This is a genomic window from Cellulosimicrobium sp. NPDC055967, assembly GCF_042269845.1.
GTDB lineage: Bacteria > Actinomycetota > Actinomycetes > Actinomycetales > Cellulomonadaceae > Cellulosimicrobium.
Genome location: NZ_JBHJYJ010000006.1, coordinates 210702 through 227669, shown reverse-complemented (window position 1 = coordinate 227669; position 16968 = coordinate 210702). Strand labels below are relative to the sequence as shown.

At 70.3% G+C, this 16968-nt stretch carries 14 protein-coding genes; 1 reads left to right on the top strand and 13 read right to left on the bottom strand.

All coding sequences use genetic code 11. From position 1 onward, the window contains the following. Positions 1-13: 13 nt before the first annotated feature. The gene (locus ACFC2L_RS10785; protein ID WP_375824299.1) at positions 14-574 is read left to right on the top strand and encodes a phosphoribosyltransferase; all 561 of its coding nucleotides are present in this window, start codon (positions 14-16) and stop codon (positions 572-574) included. On the opposite strand, the gene ACFC2L_RS10780 is transcribed toward ACFC2L_RS10785, so the two are convergent. From ACFC2L_RS10780 to ACFC2L_RS10720, 13 genes are all read right to left on the bottom strand, one after another. Beyond that, positions 513-1346, bottom strand: coding sequence for an alpha/beta hydrolase (locus tag ACFC2L_RS10780; protein WP_375824298.1), 834 nt, complete (start codon positions 1344-1346; stop codon positions 513-515). The two genes, ACFC2L_RS10785 and ACFC2L_RS10780, sit on opposite strands and share 62 nt — an antisense overlap. Positions 1347-1372: 26 nt before the next feature. Further along, the gene (locus ACFC2L_RS10775) at positions 1373-1762 is read right to left on the bottom strand and encodes a hypothetical protein (RefSeq protein ID WP_375824297.1); all 390 of its coding nucleotides are present in this window, start codon (positions 1760-1762) and stop codon (positions 1373-1375) included. 295 nt (positions 1763-2057) lie between these two features. Next, on the bottom strand, positions 2058-3038 hold the full coding sequence (gene nrdF, locus ACFC2L_RS10770; RefSeq protein ID WP_375824296.1) for a class 1b ribonucleoside-diphosphate reductase subunit beta: 981 nt from the start codon (positions 3036-3038) through the stop codon (positions 2058-2060). Between the two features lie 137 nt (positions 3039-3175). After that, positions 3176-5362, bottom strand: a complete 2187-nt coding sequence (nrdE, locus tag ACFC2L_RS10765; protein WP_375824295.1) for a class 1b ribonucleoside-diphosphate reductase subunit alpha — start codon at positions 5360-5362, stop codon at positions 3176-3178. Continuing rightward, the gene (gene nrdI, locus ACFC2L_RS10760) at positions 5332-5763 is read right to left on the bottom strand and encodes a class Ib ribonucleoside-diphosphate reductase assembly flavoprotein NrdI (protein ID WP_024839279.1); all 432 of its coding nucleotides are present in this window, start codon (positions 5761-5763) and stop codon (positions 5332-5334) included. Before nrdI ends, nrdE begins: the two co-directional genes overlap by 31 nt. Positions 5764-5844: 81 nt before the next feature. Further along, positions 5845-6090 carry a glutaredoxin-like protein NrdH gene (gene nrdH / locus ACFC2L_RS10755; RefSeq protein ID WP_047232913.1) on the bottom strand — a complete coding sequence of 82 codons (246 nt, stop codon included), beginning with the start codon at positions 6088-6090 and terminating at the stop codon, positions 5845-5847. A 727-nt stretch (positions 6091-6817) separates the two neighbouring features. Then, positions 6818-8308, bottom strand: coding sequence for a GH1 family beta-glucosidase (locus tag ACFC2L_RS10750; RefSeq protein ID WP_375824294.1), 1491 nt, complete (start codon positions 8306-8308; stop codon positions 6818-6820). Positions 8309-8439: 131 nt separating this feature from the next. Continuing rightward, positions 8440-10737: an alpha-xylosidase gene (gene yicI / locus ACFC2L_RS10745; RefSeq protein WP_375824293.1), complete on the bottom strand. Its 2298-nt coding sequence runs from the start codon at positions 10735-10737 to the stop codon at positions 8440-8442. 77 nt (positions 10738-10814) lie between these two features. Continuing rightward, positions 10815-11738, bottom strand: coding sequence for a carbohydrate ABC transporter permease (locus tag ACFC2L_RS10740; protein WP_375824292.1), 924 nt, complete (start codon positions 11736-11738; stop codon positions 10815-10817). Then, positions 11738-12727 carry a carbohydrate ABC transporter permease gene (locus ACFC2L_RS10735; protein ID WP_375824291.1) on the bottom strand — a complete coding sequence of 330 codons (990 nt, stop codon included), beginning with the start codon at positions 12725-12727 and terminating at the stop codon, positions 11738-11740. Before ACFC2L_RS10735 ends, ACFC2L_RS10740 begins: the two co-directional genes overlap by 1 nt. 94 nt (positions 12728-12821) lie before the next feature. Next, a complete protein-coding gene (locus ACFC2L_RS10730) occupies positions 12822-14123 on the bottom strand; it encodes an ABC transporter substrate-binding protein (RefSeq protein ID WP_375824290.1) in 1302 nt (433 codons plus the stop codon). Between the two features lie 71 nt (positions 14124-14194). Beyond that, a complete protein-coding gene (locus tag ACFC2L_RS10725) occupies positions 14195-15250 on the bottom strand; it encodes a LacI family DNA-binding transcriptional regulator (RefSeq protein ID WP_375824289.1) in 1056 nt (351 codons plus the stop codon). Between the two features lie 384 nt (positions 15251-15634). After that, positions 15635-16912, bottom strand: coding sequence for an N-acetylglucosamine-6-phosphate deacetylase (locus tag ACFC2L_RS10720; RefSeq protein WP_375824288.1), 1278 nt, complete (start codon positions 16910-16912; stop codon positions 15635-15637). Between the last annotated feature and the right edge of the window lie 56 nt (positions 16913-16968).

Sequence of the window (16968 nt, the reverse complement as noted above, 5' to 3'; positions counted from 1 at the left end):
GTACTCTCGATCCATGACGGACGCCTCCACGACCCCGGTCCCCGCCGTACCCGACGACGCGTCGGCGCCGAGCCCCGCCGACCCGCCCGAGCGCGAGGTGCTCACGTGGGAGACGTTCGGCGTCGCCGCACGCGAGCTCGCCGAGCAGGTCGTGGCGAGCGGGTTCCGGCCCGAGGTCGTCGTCGCCGTCGCGCGCGGCGGGCTCCTGCCGGGCGGCGCGGTCGCGTACGCGCTCGGGACCAAGGGCGTCGGGACGCTCAACGTCGAGTTCTACACCGACATCGGCCAGACCCTCACCGACCCGCGCGTGCTCCCCCCGCTCATGGACACGTCCGACCTGCCGGGAGCGCACGTGCTCGTGGTCGACGACGTCGCGGACTCCGGCCGCACGCTCGCCCTCGTCATGGACATGCTGAGCACCCACGGGGCCGAGGCGCGGTCCGCGGTGCTGTATACCAAGCCGCGCACGATCATCCAGCCGGACTACTCCTGGAAGGACACCGACCTGTGGATCACGTTCCCGTGGTCGGCCGACCCGCCCGTCGAGGGCGCGCAGCCCCGGCCCGCTGACTGACACCCTCCCGCGGCGGGCCCGCGGGTCGCCCGGCCTCGGCGAGGACCCAGGCGGTGAAGGCGTCCACCCCGTCGACGACCGCCTCGAAGCGGGGCGAGTGGAAGACGTCGAACGAGTGCTGACCCCCGGGCAGCTCGGCGTAGACCACGGTGTTCGTGCCGGCGCGTCGCAGCCGCGCCACGAGGTGTCGCGCACCCTCCACGGTCCCCCAGCCGTCCTTGCTGCCGTGGGCGACGAAGAACGGCGGCGCCTCCCCGCGGACGTACCCCTGGGGCTGGAGGACGGGCGGTGGCCCGGCCGGCTCCGCGCCGAAGTAGTGCCCGTAGTAGCCGTACAGCAGGATCGCCCCGGAGACCGTGGTGTCGGCCTCCTCGAAGCCCGGCTGGAACCGCGGGTCGCCCGGGGTGAGTGCGCACAGACCGGCGAGGTTCGCACCCGCGGAGCTGCCCGCCACGAACATCCTCGTCGGGTCGGCCCCGTACTCCCGACCGTGCTCACGGACCCACGCGAGGACCTTCTTGGCGTCGATCTGGTGGTCGGGGAACGTGACCTCGGGGCGCAGCCGATAGTTCGCGCTCACGCACACCCAGCCCCGGCTCGCGAGCCAGGTCAGCAGCGGCAGCGCCTCGCGGCTCTTCTCCCCTCCGGTGAACCCTCCACCGTGGAAGTAGACCAGCACCGGTGCGTCCTGGGGCGCGTCGCGACGCCGGTAGAGGTCGAGGAGGTTGCGGCGACCGGCGTCGCCGTAGGCGATGTTGCGGATCCGCTCCACGTCCCGGCGCGTCCGCACGAACGGCGTCAGCAGGATCCGGGCCCAGGGACGGTGCCGCCGTAGCGGCGCGTCCACGCGCCCCCGCCAGTCCGGGCCGAGCCCCTCCACCAGGCCCGCCGCACCGACCGGTCGCTGCGCACGCCTCGCCACGCGACGACCACCAGTCCCGCGGCGACGACGACGGCCGCTCCGGCCGTGACCCGGCCACCCGTCGTCCCCAGGTCACCCTCGACGGCCGCCAGTGCGGTGGACGCGACCAGGAGGTACATCGCCAGGAACGGCACCTCGTTGACCACCATGCCGAAGACCCAGCTCGCCCGCGCCATCAGGTGGGGTCGACGAGGGGCGACGGCCGCGAAGAAGGTGCACCAGCCGACGACCACCACGACCACCACGTACCCGATCGGCCAGGTCATCGTCGCCCCTCTGTCGCCACGCCCGTCTCGTCCGAACGGTAGGCCCGGAGCCCTCGCAGGGCGATACGGGACGTTCTTGCGCCGTCGACGAGAGCCCGCGGAGCTCGGCCGTGGCCGGGACACCACGACGCACCCCGCCGCCCGGCAGGTCGAGGCCCGTGCGGGGTCCGGCGGACTCCGTGCGGGGTCCGGCGGGGTCCGTGCGGGGTCCAGACGGCGAAGGGCCCGGCACCGCAGGTTGCTGCGGTGCCGGGCCCCGTCGTCGCCTCGTGGCGAGGGGTCCTGAAGACGTGTCTCAGAAGTCCCAGTCGTCGTCCTCGGTGTTGACGGCCTTGCCGATGACGTACGACGAGCCGGACCCGGAGAAGAAGTCGTGGTTCTCGTCCGCGTTCGGCGACAGGGCCGAGAGGATCGCCGGGTTGACGTCGGTCTCGTCCTTGGGGAAGAGCGCCTCGTAGCCGAGGTTCATGAGCGCCTTGTTCGCGTTGTACCGCAGGAACTTCTTGACGTCCTCGGTCAGCCCGACGCCGTCGTAGAGGTCCTCCGTGTACTGCACCTCGTTGTCGTAGAGCTCGAAGAGCAGCTCGAACGTGTACGCCTTGAGCTCGTCGCGCTCCTCGGGGCTGAGCTTCTCGAGGCCCTTCTGGAACTTGTAGCCGATGTAGTACCCGTGCACGGCCTCGTCGCGGATGATGAGGCGGATGAGGTCGGCCGTGTTCGTGAGCTTGGCGCGCGACGACCAGTACATCGGCAGGTAGAAGCCGGAGTAGAAGAGGAACGACTCGAGCAGCGTGCTCGCGACCTTGCGCTTGAGCGGCGAGTCGCCCTTGTAGTACTCCATGACGATCTCGGCCTTGCGCTGGAGGTTCGGGTTCTCCTCCGACCAGCGGAACGCGTCGTCGATCTCGCGCGTCGAGCACAGCGTCGAGAAGATCGACGAGTAGCTCTTGGCGTGCACCGACTCCATGAACGCGATGTTGGTGTACACCGCCTCCTCGTGCGGCGTGATCGCGTCGGGGATGAGCGACACCGCGCCGACCGTGCCCTGGATCGTGTCGAGCAGCGTGAGGCCCGTGAACACGCGCATCGTGAGCTGCTGCTCCTGGGCGGTGAGCGTGTTCCACGACTGGATGTCGTTCGACACCGGCACCTTCTCCGGCAGCCAGAAGTTCCCGACGAGGCGGTCCCACACCTCGAGGTCCTTCTCGTCCTCGAGACGGTTCCAGTTGATCGCGCTCACGCGATCGATGAGCTTGAGCTTCCCCGTGGGCGACATCTGCCTTCTTCTCTCCTGCTGACCCCGGAGCGACCGGGACGACTTCGTGGGACCGGACCTGCGCCGTCGGCCGCTCCTCCGCGGGAGAGTGGCCGACGGCGCCGGGCTTCGAGACAACCGATAGTTGCCTCAGGCGACTACAGCATGCAGCTGACGCAGCCCTCCACCTCGGTGCCCTCGAGGGCCATCTGGCGGAGGCGGATGTAGTAGAGCGTCTTGATGCCCTTGCGCCACGCGTAGATCTGCGCGCGGTTGACGTCGCGCGTCGTGACCGTGTCCTTGAAGAACAGCGTGAGGCTCAGGCCCTGGTCGACGTGCTGCGTGGCGGCGGCGTACGTGTCGATGATCTTCTCGAAGCCGATCTCGTACGCGTCCTCGTAGTACTCGAGGTTGTCGTTCGTCAGGTAGGGCGCCGGGTAGTAGACGCGCCCGATCTTGCCCTCCTTGCGGATCTCGATCTTCGACGGCACCGGGTGGATCGAGGACGTCGAGTTGTTGATGTAGGAGATCGAGCCGGTCGGCGGGACGGCCTGGAGGTTCTGGTTGTAGATCCCGTGCTCCATGACCGAGGCCTTGAGGGCCTTCCAGTCGTCCTGCGTCGGCACGTGCACGCCGGCGTCGGCGAAGAGCTGGCGCACGCGCTCGGTCTCCGGCTCCCACACCTGGTCCGTGTACTTGTCGAAGTACTCCCCCGTCGCGTACTTCGAGTCCTCGAAGCCGCCGAACGCGCGCCCGCGCTCGATCGCGAGTCGGTTCGACGCCGCGATCGCGTGGTAGGCGACCGTGTAGAAGTAGATGTTCGTGAAGTCGATGCCCTCCTCGGACCCGTAGTGGATCCGCTCGCGCGCGAGGTAGCCGTGGAGGTTCATCTGGCCGAGGCCGATCGCGTGACCCGACTCGTTCGCGCGCTTGACCGACGGCACCGACTCGATGCTCGTCTGGTCCGAGACGGCGGTGAGCGCGCGGATCGCGGTGTCGATCGTCTTCGCGAAGTCCGGCGAGTCCATCGTCTTGGCGATGTTCAGCGAGCCGAGGTTGCAGGAGATGTCGCGGCCGACGTGGTCGTACGAGAGGTCCTCGTTGAACGTCGAGGGCGTCGAGACCTGGAGGATCTCCGAGCACAGGTTCGAGTGGGTGATGCGGCCCTTGATCGGGTTCGCCTTGTTCACCGTGTCCTCGAACATGATGTACGGGTAGCCGGACTCGAACTGCAGCTCGGCGATCGTCTGGAAGAAGTCGCGCGCCTTGATCTTCGTCTTGCGGATGCGCGAGTCGTCGACCATCTCGTCGTACTTCTCGGTGACCGAGATGTCCGCGAACGGCTTGCCGTAGACGCGCTCGACGTCGTACGGCGAGAAGAGGTACATGTCCTCGTTCTTCTTGGCGAGCTCGAACGTGATGTCCGGGATCACGACGCCGAGCGACAGCGTCTTGATGCGGATCTTCTCGTCCGCGTTCTCGCGCTTGGTGTCGAGGAACCGCAGGATGTCCGGGTGGTGCGCGTGCAGGTACACGGCGCCGGCGCCCTGGCGCGCGCCGAGCTGGTTCGCGTAGGAGAACGAGTCCTCGAGCAGCTTCATCACGGGGATGACGCCGGACGACTGGTTCTCGATGTGCTTGATGGGCGCGCCGTGCTCGCGGATGTTCGACAGGAGCAGGGCGACGCCGCCGCCGCGCTTGGAGAGCTGCAGCGCCGAGTTGATGCCGCGCGCGATGGACTCCATGTTGTCCTCGATGCGCAGCAGGAAGCAGGACACGGGCTCGCCGCGCTGCGCCTTGCCGACGTTGAGGAACGTGGGGGTCGCGGGCTGGAAGCGGCCCGAGATGACCTCCTCGACGATGTCGAGCGCGGCCTGCTCGTTCCCGTCCGCGAGGCCGAGCGCGACCATGCACACGCGGTCCTCGAAGCGCTCCAGGTACCGCTTCCCGTCGAACGTCTTGAGCGTGTACGACGTGTAGTACTTGAAGGCGCCGAGGAACGTCTCGAAGCGGAACTTCTTGGCGTACGCGAACTCGAACAGGGACTTCACGAACGCGCGGTCGTACTTCGCCAGCACGGCCGGGTCGTAGTACTTGTTCTCGACCAGGTAGTCGAGCTTTTCCTGCAGGTCGTGGAAGAAGACCGTGTTCTGGTTGACGTGCTGGAGGAAGTACGCGCGCGCGGCCTCGCGGTCCTTGTCGAACTGGATCTCGCCGTTCGGGCCGTAGAGGTTCAGCATCGCGTTGAGCGCGTGGTAGTCGAGCTGCGCGCTCGCCAGGGGTACCTCGGTGATCGTGCCACCGCCTGCCACGCTCACGCCGGAATCCGTGACTGTCGTTGCCAAAATCGTCCCAATCCGTCGCGGACGCGCACGGCGTCCTCGGCTGTTCCCAGGAGTTCGAAGGCGTACAGGTAGGGCACCTGGCACTTCGCGGAGATGATGTCGCCGGCGATGCAGTAGGCGTCGCCGAAGTTGGTGTTGCCCGCAGCGATGACGCCACGGATCAACGACCGGTTGTGCACGTCGTTGAGGAACTTCACGACCTGGCGCGGGACGGCACCGCCCTCGTTGCCGCCCCCGTAGGTCGGGACCATGAGCACGTACGGCTCCTCGACGCGCAGGAAGCCCTCGGTGGGACGCAGCGGGATGCGCTGCACGTCCATGCCGAGGGCCGGCAGGTCGAGCCGCTGGACGAACCGGTGCGTGTTCTCGCTGACGCTGGAGAAGTACACGAGCGACCCCACGGGGACGCACCTCCGTCCTGCCCTGCTCCGCCTGCTTCCGTACGAGTTCCGGGGCACCTCACGGTGCCCTGGGGAGGCCGGTCAGGCGACGACCGGCGAGACCTTCTGCGCGAGGGCGTTGATCTGGTCGGGACGGAACCCGGACCAGTGCTCGTCCCCGGCGACGACCACGGGCGCCTGCAGGTAGCCGAGCCCGCGCACGAGCTCGAGCGCCTCGGCGTCCTGGCTGATGTCCACGACGGAGTACTCGATGCCCTTCTTGTCGAGAGCGCGGTACGTCGCGTCGCACTGAACGCAAGCCGGCTTGCTGTAGACCGTGACGCTCATGGGGTGACTCCTCGTCTCTCGCGCTCTGTCCGGGATCGGTCCTCGGGGAGGGAGAAACATCTCTGACCTCGAAGGACACCGGTGGAACTACGTCTGTGTGATTCACCAGAAGGCCTCCGGCCCCCTGGGTGTGCAACCACTATACCTAGTGGTCGACACCGCGCCACCGCACTAGATGTCGTGGTCGAACTTCACCCGTCGGCGTGTGCTAGGAGCCACGGACCCATCCTCCCACCGCCCTCTGACACACCTTCGGAGAGCCTCGTCCACAGCCCGTCGTCCACCGCTCGGAGGCACCACGAACGGCGTCCTCCCGCGGACGGCGGGGCGCCGTCCACAGGGTGGGGACGACCTCGGTCCACACCCTGTGAGGCTCGGTGAGGCCGCCCCGCGGGGCCACCTCCACCGTCGTGCGGACTCGCACCGACGGCCGGCGAAACACCCCAATCCGGGCACGACGAACGTCCAACTCGTCGGCGTGTCGCGTTCCTTCGGCGTGTCGCGCGGCGAGTGCGCGGCATGCGAGAAAGGTCACCCGGTCGCCGATCATCGACCACCGCGCTCCCTCGGCCACCAGGGGTCCACCTCCGCGCACCAGGGCTCCACCTCGGCACACCGGGGCTCTTTCTCGGCCTGCCAGGGCGCGCGAGGGCCCGCCCGGTGCGACCGGGCGGGCCCTCGTCGAACGACGGTCTGCTTCAGCGACAGGCGGTGCCGTCGACCGCCGTCAGGCGGTCTCGTCGACCGCGGAGAGAGTGTTCGACGTCGCGAGGCGGCGGTACCAGTGCGCGGAGTCCTTCCACGTGCGCTCGAGCGTGTCGTAGTCGACGCGGATGATGCCGAACCGGCGGTCGTAGCCGTAGCCCCACTCGAAGTTGTCGAGCAGGGACCACGCGAAGTACCCGCGCACGTCGGCGCCCGCGTCGATCGCGGCGCCGACGGCGTCGACGTGGTCGTGCAGGTACGCGACGCGGCGGTCGTCGTGCACGCGGGCGGTCCCGGCGGCGTCGACCGTGACCTCGTCGGCGAACGCGGCGCCGTTCTCGGTCACCATCATCGGCTGGTGGGGGTAGGTCGTCGCGACGGACACGAGCAGCTCGGTCATGCCGGCGGGCTCGATGTTCCAGCCCATGGCGGTGTACGGGCCGGGCTGCTGGACGAACTCGACGTCGTCGACGCCGATCCACGGGCTGTGGCTCGACGCGCCGTGGCCGTCGTTCTCGGACCGCTCGCCGTCGCCGGAGAAGTGGCGCACGCGCACGGTCGAGTAGTAGTTGACGCCGAGGATCGACAGCGGCTGGCGCACCGTCTCGAGGTCGCCCTCCTGCACGAACGACCAGTCGCTCACGTGCGCGGTGTCGGCGAGCAGGTCGGCCGGGTACTCGCCGTCGAGCATGGGCGCGAGGAACGCGCGGTTGGCGAGCGCGTCGATCTTGCGCACCGCGTCGAGGTCCGCGGCCGACGACGGGTCGTCGGGCCGGATGACGTGCAGGTTGAGCGTGACGGACGTCTTCGCGTCCTCGCCGAGCTCGTCGCGGATCGCCTGGACGGCGAGGCCGTGCGCGAGGTTGAGGTGGTGCACGGCCGCGAGCGCCGCGGCGGGCTCGGTGCGGCCGGGCGCGTGCACGCCGGAGCCGTAGCCGAGGTAGGCGGAGCACCAGGGCTCGTTGAGCGTCGTCCAGGTGTCGATCCGGTCGCCGAGCTCGCGCGCCATGTGGCGGGCGTACTCGGCGAACGCGTACGCGGTGTCGCGGTTGGCCCAGCCGCCGGCGTCCTCGAGCTCCTGCGGGAGGTCCCAGTGGTAGAGCGTGACGACGGGCTTGACGCCCTTCTCGAGCAGCGCGTCGACGAGGCGCGAGTAGAACGCGACGCCCTCGGGGTTGAGCGGGCCGGTGCCGCCGGGCTGGACGCGGGACCAGGAGATGGAGAACCGGTACGCGCCGAGGCCGAGGTCCGCGACGTGCTGCACGTCCTCCTGCCACCGGTGGTAGTGGTCGTCCGCGACGTCGCCCGTGTCGCCGTTGAGCGTGCGGCCCGGGGTGTGAGAGTAGGTGTCCCAGATGGACGGCGTGCGGCCGCCCTCGGCGGCGGCGCCCTCGATCTGGTACGCGGCGGTGGCGGAGCCCCAGAGGAAGTCGGTCGGGAACGTCCGGCGGCCCGACGGCGCGGGCGCGGTCTGCGTTTCGACGGCGTCAGGGGCGGTGGTGTCGGTGGTCACGAGGGTCCTCGCTGCTCGGTCGGCGGACGGCGCGGTCCGCGACGGGGTGGTCGGTGGGAGGTGCTCGGGGAAGGACGGGGGCGAGCATGTCATGGGAGCGCTTCCATGACATGCTCGCCCAGGATACGTCCTCAGCCGAGGTCGATCGTCACGCTCGTCGCGCCGTGCGCCTCGGCCGTCGCCGATCCGGCCCGCACGGACCAGGCCGCCGCGGCGTCGTCGGACGAGACGGTGAGCGTCGCGCCCGACCGGCGCACGCGGAACGTCGCGCCCTGCGCGCCGTCTGCCGACGGGACGACCACGAGCTCGTCGTACCCGTCGGGCAGCTCGAACGCGTGCAGCGTGACGCCGTCGGCCCAGTCGTAGTCGGGGCGGTCGGTGCGGGCGCCCACCGGCAGGACGGTGCCCGGGCGCACGAGCACCGGGAGCGAGTCGAACCCGTGGGTCTCGGTGACCCAGCGCGGGCCGGTCACGGTCTCGCTCAGGGCGGGGCCGTCGTCGGGCTGGACGAGGCGCGTCCACGTGCCCTCCGGCACGTAGTACTCCACGCGGCCGTCCGCGCGGAACACCGGCGCGACGAGGAGCGCGTCGCCCAGCAGGTACTGCGTGTCCGCGGTGTACCCGGCGCGGTCGTGCGGGAGCTCGAGCACGAGCGGCCGCATCATCGGCACGCCGTCGGTGTGCGCCTCCTCGGCCACCCGCCCGAGGTACGGCATGAGCGAGAGCTTGAGGTGCGTGAACTTGCGCGTCACGTCGACGGCCTCGTCGTCGAACGCCCACGGGACCCGGACCGAGCCCGAGCCGTGCAGGCGCGAGTGCGACGACAGGAGGCCGAACGCCGTCCAGCGCTTGAACACGCCCGGGTCGGGCGTGCCCTCGAAGCCGCCCATGTCGTGGCTCCAGTAGCCGAACCCCGACATCGACATCGACAGGCCGCCGCGCAGCGACTCGGCCATCGACGCGTAGGTCGAGTCGCAGTCGCCGCCCCAGTGCACGGGGAACTGCTGGCCGCCCGCCGTCGCGGACCGCGCGAACAGGACCGCCTCGCCCTCGCCGCGCTTGCGCTCGAGCAGCCGGAAGACCGCCTCGTTGTAGAGCTGGGCGTAGTAGTTGTGCATCTTGCGCGGGTCGGAGCCGTCGTGCCACGCGATGCCGTCGACGGGGATCCGCTCGCCGAAGTCGGTCTTGAAGCAGTCGACGCCCTGGTCGAGCAGGCCCTCGAGCTTCCCCACGTACCACGCGGTCGCGTCGGGGTTGGTGAAGTCCACCAGGCCCATGCCCGCCTGCCACAGGTCCCACTGCCACACGGACCCGTCCTCGCGCTTCACGAGGAAGCCCTGCTCCACGGCCTCCGCGAAGAGGGGCGAGCGCTGCGCGACGTACGGGTTGATCCACACGCACACCTTGAGCCCGCGGTCGTGCAGGCGGCGCAGCATGCCCTCGGGGTCGGGGAACGTGCGCGGGTCCCACTCGAAGTCGACCCACTGGTACTCGCGCATCCAGAAGCAGTCGAAGTGGAACACCGACAGCGGCAGGTCGCGCTCGGCCATGCCGTCGATGAACCCGTTCACCGTCTGCTCGTCGTAGCTCGTCGTGAACGACGTCGTGAGCCACAGCCCGAACGACCACGCCGGCACGCGCGCGGGGCGGCCGGTGAGCGCGGTGTACCGGCGCAGCACGTCCTTGGGCGTCGGCCCCTGGATGACCAGGTACTCCAGCGCCTGCCCCTCGACGGAGAACTGGACGCGCGTGTTCACCTCGGACGCGACCTCGAACGACACCTTCTCCGGGTGCTCGACGAACACCCCGTAGCCCTTGGTCGTGAGGTAGAGCGGCACGGACTTGTACGCCTGCTCGCTCGACGTCCCGCCGTCCTCGTTCCAGATGTCCACGACCTGGCCGTTCTTGACGAACGGGCCGAACCGCTCCCCCAGGCCGTAGACGAGCTCGCCCGGCTCGAGCGCGAGCTGCTCGTGGGTCCACGTGCCGCCGTCGTCCGACGTGACGTGCCCGACAGACTTCGGCAGCGAGGAGGTCAGCACCTCGCCGTCCGCCTCGAAGTCGACGCGCCAGCGGTCGCCCCGGTGCACGCGCACGGCGAGGTCCTTGGACCGCAGGACGGCGACGTCGTCGTGCACCTCGACCTCGGGCCGGAACCCGGGCTCGCCGGCCACCTGGAACGCCGGGCCCCGGCGCACGGCGCCCTGGTGGTGCTCCACGCGCACCCGGATGACGCCGGGCGCGGGCGAGGAGTACGTCGTCGTGAGCATCGGGCGGTTGAGCGTGTCACCGCGGCCGCGGATCTTCGCCGTCGGCGCGTACACGGTGAGCGTGCCGGCCGCCTCGTCCGCGCGGACGTCGTCGACCTCGACCGCGTAGAGCGGGTGCATGCCGGGCCGGACCTGCCAGTACCCGTCGGTGAACTTCATGGGTGGTGCTTCCTTCGTCGGTGCGTATCGGAGTCTCGGGGCCGCCCCTGGGGCGGCTCGGCATCACACGGCGAGCGTCACTTCACGGCGCCCGCCGTGACGCCCCGGGTGAGCGTGCGCTGGAAGATGAGGAAGAAGATCAGCGCGGGGATCAGCGAGACGAGCGCGCCCGCGTTCGTCGTCGGGGCGTCCATCATCCGGTCGCCCTGGAGCGACGCGAGGGCGATGGGGATCGTCTGGGTGTCGTTGGTGGTCAGCATGACCAGCGGGATGAAGAACTCGTTCCACGTCCAGATGAAGAAGAAGATCATGAGGACGCCGAGCGTGGGCTTGACGATCGGGTAGACCACCTGCCACAGGATGCGCCAGCGGCCGGCGCCGTCGAGCTGCGCTGCCTCCAGCAGCGCGGGCGGGAACGTGCCGAGCACGGACGCGAGCAGGTACGTGCCGAACGCCGCCTGGATGACGGTGAAGATGATGATGATCGACCACTGCGAGTTCGACAGGCCCACCTTCTGCGCCATGTCGAACAGGGGGTAGATGAGCGCCTCCTGCGGCAGCATGTTGGCCACGAGGAAGAGCGTGACGATCCACAGACGACCCTTGATGCGGCCGACGCCGATCGCGTACGCGCTGAGCAGCGACAGGAGCGTCCCGAACACGGCGACGAGCGCCGAGATGAAGACGGAGTTCCAGAGCTTCTGCGGGAAGTTCGTCCGCGTCCAGAAGTTCTGCACGCCCTCGAGGTAGAGCTCCTTCGGGATGCTCAGCGGGCCGTCCTGCGAGTACTCGGCCGGCGACTTGAACGCGTTGAGCACCATGATGACGAACGGCGACAGCATGAGCAGCGCGACGAGGATCGCCGCGGCGAGCACGAACCAGCGACCGATCCCGCGGCGGTAGCGCTCGTCCTGGCGCGTGGCTCGCAGAGCGCGGCGGGGGTGGGACGCGTCGGCGCCCGGCGCCACGGCGTCCGCGGGGGTGGTGGTGACGGTGGACATCAGCGGCCCTCCTGCTCACGACGCTCGGCGCGGCTCTGCAGCGCGAGGATCACGACGGCGACGACGATGATGACGAGGGTCAGCACGGTCGCCACCGCGGCGCCGTAGCCGACCTTCGACTTGTCGAAGAAGTTGAGGTACGAGTAGTAGCTCGGGACGAGCGTCGAGCTCTCGGGCCCGCCGCGCGTGAGCACGTAGATGGGGCCGAACACCTTGAGCGCGGCGACCGTGCACGTGAGCGTCACGACGAACGTCTCCGGGCGGATCTGGGGGATCGTGATGGCCCCGAAGCGGCGCCACCAGCCCGCGCCGTCGAGCTCGGCCGCCTCGTACAGCTCGGGGTCCACGCGCTGGAGCGCGGACATGAAGATGACGACCGGGTAGCCGATCTGCACCCAGATGAGCACGAGCATGACGCTCGGCAGCGCCGTCGTCGTGTCGCCGAGCCAGTTGGGCGGGTTCTCGATGCCGATCCCGCGCAGGATCACGTTGAGCGCGCCGGTCTGGGAGTTGAGGATCCAGTTCCACAGCACGCCGGCGACGGCGACCGGGAGGATCTGCGGCAGGTAGTACGTGGCGCGCAGGAACGCCGCGACGCGCGGGCCGAAGCGCCGGCCGAGGTAGTCGAACAGCACGGCCGCGAGGACGAGTCCGATGAGGGTCGGCGCGACGACCATCGCGAGGATCATCGCGATCGAGTTCTGGAACGAGGTCCAGAACGCCGAGTCGTGCAGGAGGTCGGCGTAGTTGCCCAGCCCGTACCAGCGCATCGGCGCCATGCCGCCGCGCCACTTGAACAGGCTGTAGTAGACGTTCATCACGAACGGGTAGCCGATCACGACGACGAACGCCACCGCGCCGGGCAGGAGGTAGGGCAGGTACGGCACCCAGGCGGGACGGCGACGACGTCGCGGCGCCGCGGTCGCGCGGGTGGCCTCGCGCTCGGGGCCGGGCGCGGCCTCGGGCACGGTGTCGGTGCGGGTGGTCATGACGGTCTCTTTCGCGGGAGGTGCTCGGGTGGGGGCCCGGGCCGGCCGGGGCGATCCTGGGATCGGACCCGACCGGCCGCGGGCGTGCGTCCGCTCAGCTGTCGAGCAGGTCCGCCTTGCCGTCCACGTACGCGGACTCGAGGCCGTCGAGCACCTCGGTCGGCGACTTCGACTGGTTGATGAGCGACTGGAGCTCGCTGACGATCACGTCGTAGTAGCCGGGCACGGGCCAGTCGGGGTAGAACGCGAGGCCGTCGTCGTCGAGGATCGCCTGGAAGTTCTCGGTGAGCTGCTGCGTGCGCTCGTCCGTGATGACCGACGCGTCGCCGGCGACGGGCAGGCCGCCCTTCTCCGCGAGGATGTTCTGCACCTCGGGGCGCAGGGTGATGTCGATGAACTCCTCGGCGAGGTCGGGCGAGTCGGCGTTCGCCGGGACGACCCAGAGGTTGCCGGACGAGCCGACCTGGAGCGTGTTGCCGGGGAAGTTGAACTGGCCCCAGTCGGCGTCCATCTCCTCGACGATGCGGCCGAACCACCACGAGCCGGAGACCATCATCGGGTAGGTGCCGTTGATGAAGGACACGCCCATGTCCTCGGCGGTCAGCGCGGCGGAGTCGGACGCGACGTAGCCGTCCTTGATCCAGGAGTCGAGCGTCTCGGTGGCCTGCGTCATCTCGGGACCGTGGAAGTCGGGGTCGCCGTCGAAGAGCTGGTACTGGTCGACGAAGTCGCGCTCGGAGCTCGCGAGCACGAGCTCGTACCAGAGCTGGCCCATCGGGTACTCGGCGCCGGCCTCGGCGAGCGGGGTCACGCCCTGGTCCTTGAAGGCCTGCATGACGGTCTCGAGCTCGTCGAGCGTCGTCGGCACCTCGAGCCCGTACTGGGCGAACATGTCCTTGTTGTAGTAGACCTGCACGAACTCGCCGTAGTTCGGGACGCCGTACCACTCGCCCGAGCCCATGAGGCCCTGGTCGTCGTAGGTCGCGGTCGTCTGGAGCGAGCCGCTGAGCTTCTCGTCCCAGCCGCGGTCGGTCGCCGCGTCGGTGAGCGGCGTCAGCAGGCCCTGCGCCGCGAGCTGGCCGGCGGTCGCGTTGCCCTTGTTGTACTCCATGACGTCGGGCACGTCGTCGCCGGTGAGCACGATCTTGGCGTTCTTCTGGATCTGCTCGAACGTCTGCTTCTCGACGACTACGTCGACGTCCGGGTTCTCCTCCTCGAAGATCTCGATCGCCTTGGCCCATGCCTGGCCCATGGCGGAGTCCTCGTTCTCGTAGTGCCAGATCGTCAGGGTCTGGTCGTCGGACCCGCCGCTGCCGCCGGAGCCCCCGCACGCCGCGAGGGCGAGTGGGAGCGCTACCACGGCAGCGACGAGCGAGATCTTCCGGGATCGCAGCATGTGCGTGTCCTCCTCATCGAGTTCCGGCGCTGGAGCCGGAGGGTGACCGGGGCGTCGCCCGGTCGGTCGGGTCAGCGAGCCTCGGGCTCGCGGTCGTCGTCGTCCGGGGACCGGCCGGCCGCGGGGGCGACGCTGCTGCCGGGTTCGAGGACGCACGGGATGAGCACGTTCGGCGTGCTCGGACGGGAGCCGTCCACGAGGGACAGCAGCTTCTGCACACCCAGGCGGCCGAGCTCGGCCCCGGGCGCGTGCATGGTGGTCAGCGGCGGGTTGCTCATCTCCCCGACGCCGGGCGACGTGACGATCGACAGGATCGACATGTCCGCGGGGATCGCGACGCCGCGCTGCTGCAGCTCGGCGACGACGCCGAACGTCGCGATCTCGTTCATGGTGACGAAGGCCGTCAGACGGGGCTCGCGCTCCAGGAGCGTCGCGACGGCGTCGCGGCCCGCGCGCGGGGACTCATCGACGCGCAGCGCGAGCGGCTCGAGCCCGCGGCGACGCATCGCCGCCTCAAAGCCCTCCTCGGCGCGGAACGTCGGCGCGTAGCCGTCGTCCGCCGTCGCCTGCGAGTGGTTGACGAGGGCGACGTGCCGGTGCCCGAGGTCGACGAGGTGCTGGACCGCGTCGTCCGTCGTGCGCTCGAAGTCGATGTCCACGGACGGACGGTCCGTGACGTCGCGCGTGCGGCCGATCATCGTGTACGGCACCCCGGCCTCGTCGAGCACGTCGACGCGGGCGTCGTCCAGCGCGACCTCCATGAGCAGGACGCCGTCCGCCATCCCCTGGCGCACGAGGTCGCGGACCTCCGGCGCCTGGGTCGTGCGGAAGGGCCACAGCACGAGGTGGTACCCGTTCTCGCGCGCCGTCTCCGCGGCGGAGGAGACGAACTCGGCGACCGTGCCGCCCAGCCCCTTCTCCATCGCGGGGTAGATGAGCGCGAGCACGTGGCTGCGGCGCGACGCGAGCCCGCGGGCCATCGCGTTGGGCTGGTAGCCGAGCTCGGACATGGCGTCCTCGATGCGGCGACGCGTGGCGTCGGAGACGGGACGAGTCCCGGACAGCGCGTAGGAGACCGTGCTCAACGAGACCTGCGCGCGTCGCGCCACGTCCTGCATCGTCGCCATCGTCACCACTCCCCTGTGGTCCGGTCCGTCGCCTCGGCCGTCGAAGCGCTTCGTCGAAACGCATCGTCGAAGCGCTTCGCTGTTACGAGTATTGGATGAACAAATGACGAGAGTCAAGCCCGTGGAGCAAGAACGCGCTCTCTGGTTGACGACTCCCGCGCCGACCTGCACCGACGTCGGGTGGATCCGAAGCCCGTCGAACCGCCGAACCCGGGCATACCGGTGAGTTCGACCCGCGAGTCGCCCCCAACCCCGGGTTCGCCGCGCTCCCCTGACGTGACGAACCCGGGGTCGCTCCTCATGGAACAGGCCGGGTGAGGGACGACCCCGGGTTCGGCGGGTGCGGTCGGCGGGGCGACGCGTGCGGGTGCGGGTGCGGGTGGGTCAGGGCTCGAGGTCGACCGGGGCGCCCGCTCGCAGGACCTCGCGGACGCGCAGGTCGGCGTCCGTGACGACGACGTCGGCGCGGCGGCCCGCGACGAGGCCGCCGCGGTCGTCGAGGCCGAGCACGCCCGCCGGGGTCCACGACGCCGCGCGGACGGCGTCGACCAGCGGCACGCCGGCCTCGACGGTCTCGCGCACGACGTCGAGCAGGTGGTACGTGCCGCCCGCGATGGACCCGCCCTCGGTGAGCCGCGCGACGCCGTGCGCGACGGTCACGCGCATCGGCCCGAGCTCGTAGGCGCCGTCGGCCATGCCCGCCGCGGCCATGGCGTCGGTGACGAGCGCGACGGCGTCCGGCCCGGCGACGGCGCCGTCGGCACCGACGTGCGACCCGACCAGCTCGACGACGCTGCGGATCGTGCCGTGCGCGAGGTGCGTGCCGTCGGCGACGAGCTCGACGACCAGCTCGCCGCGCGCGGCGGCCGCGAGGCACGCCGCGATGGGGCCGGGCTCGCGGTGGTGCAGCGGGCGCATGCCGTTGAACAGGTGGGTCGCGGTGAGCCGCGCGCCGGGCCGACCGGCGGCCGCGAGCGCCGCGACGCCGGCCGCGATCGCCGCCTCGGTCTGCTCGGTGCTCGCGTCGGTGTGCCCGATCGACGGGAGGGCCCCCACCTCGACGAGCGTCTCGATCACTCCCCCGGCGCCGACGACGCCCGGCACCTCGGGCGCGACCGTCATGGTCCGCAGGTAGCCGCGCGCCGCGCCCGCGATCGCGCGCACGAGCTCCGGGTCGCCCTCGAGCATGTCGTGCGGGTTCTGCGCGCCGCACCGCACCTCGGAGAGGAACGGGCCTTCGAGGTGGATGCCGACGATCTCGCCCGCGTCGGCGAGGTCCGCGAGGTTCGCGGTGCGCTCGAGCAGGACGTCGCGCGGGGCCGTGACGAGCGAGGCGACGAGGCTCGTCGTGCCGTGGCGCAGGTGCTCGCGCGCGGCGACGCGCGCCTCCTCGACGCTCGTCGCGTCGGGGAAGCTCGACCCGCCGCCGCCGTGGTCGTGCACGTCGACGAGGCCCGGGAGCAGCGTCGCGCCGTCGCCCGCGGGCAGGTCGGCGTAGCCGGCGTCGGCGGCCTGCGCGCGGGTCCCGACCCACGCGACGCGCCCGTCCTGCAGGGCCACGACGCCGTCGTCGAGCACCCCCGTCGGGGTGACGACGCGGCCCACGAGGACTCGTGCGGTGCCGGTCTGCTGGTCGGGACGAGGGCTGCGGGCGTCGGTCATGGGCCCATTCTGGCGCACTTCGTACACCCGGCGTGCAAACTCGTGCGGACGTGGAC

Excerpts from the sequence above, each read along its gene's own strand:
- ACFC2L_RS10785 (WP_375824299.1), top strand. The coding sequence starts at position 14 with ATGACGGACGCCTCCACGACCCCGGTCCCCGCCGTACCCGACGACGCG.
- ACFC2L_RS10775 (WP_375824297.1), bottom strand. The coding sequence starts at position 1,762 with ATGACCTGGCCGATCGGGTACGTGGTGGTCGTGGTGGTCGTCGGCTGG.
- nrdF (WP_375824296.1), bottom strand. The coding sequence starts at position 3,038 with ATGTCGCCCACGGGGAAGCTCAAGCTCATCGATCGCGTGAGCGCGATC.
- nrdH (WP_047232913.1), bottom strand. The coding sequence starts at position 6,090 with ATGAGCGTCACGGTCTACAGCAAGCCGGCTTGCGTTCAGTGCGACGCG.
- yicI (WP_375824293.1), bottom strand. The coding sequence starts at position 10,737 with ATGAAGTTCACCGACGGGTACTGGCAGGTCCGGCCCGGCATGCACCCG.
- ACFC2L_RS10740 (WP_375824292.1), bottom strand. The coding sequence starts at position 11,738 with ATGTCCACCGTCACCACCACCCCCGCGGACGCCGTGGCGCCGGGCGCC.
- ACFC2L_RS10735 (WP_375824291.1), bottom strand. The coding sequence starts at position 12,727 with ATGACCACCCGCACCGACACCGTGCCCGAGGCCGCGCCCGGCCCCGAG.
- ACFC2L_RS10730 (WP_375824290.1), bottom strand. The coding sequence starts at position 14,123 with ATGCTGCGATCCCGGAAGATCTCGCTCGTCGCTGCCGTGGTAGCGCTC.
- ACFC2L_RS10725 (WP_375824289.1), bottom strand. The coding sequence starts at position 15,250 with ATGGCGACGATGCAGGACGTGGCGCGACGCGCGCAGGTCTCGTTGAGC.
- ACFC2L_RS10720 (WP_375824288.1), bottom strand. The coding sequence starts at position 16,912 with ATGACCGACGCCCGCAGCCCTCGTCCCGACCAGCAGACCGGCACCGCA.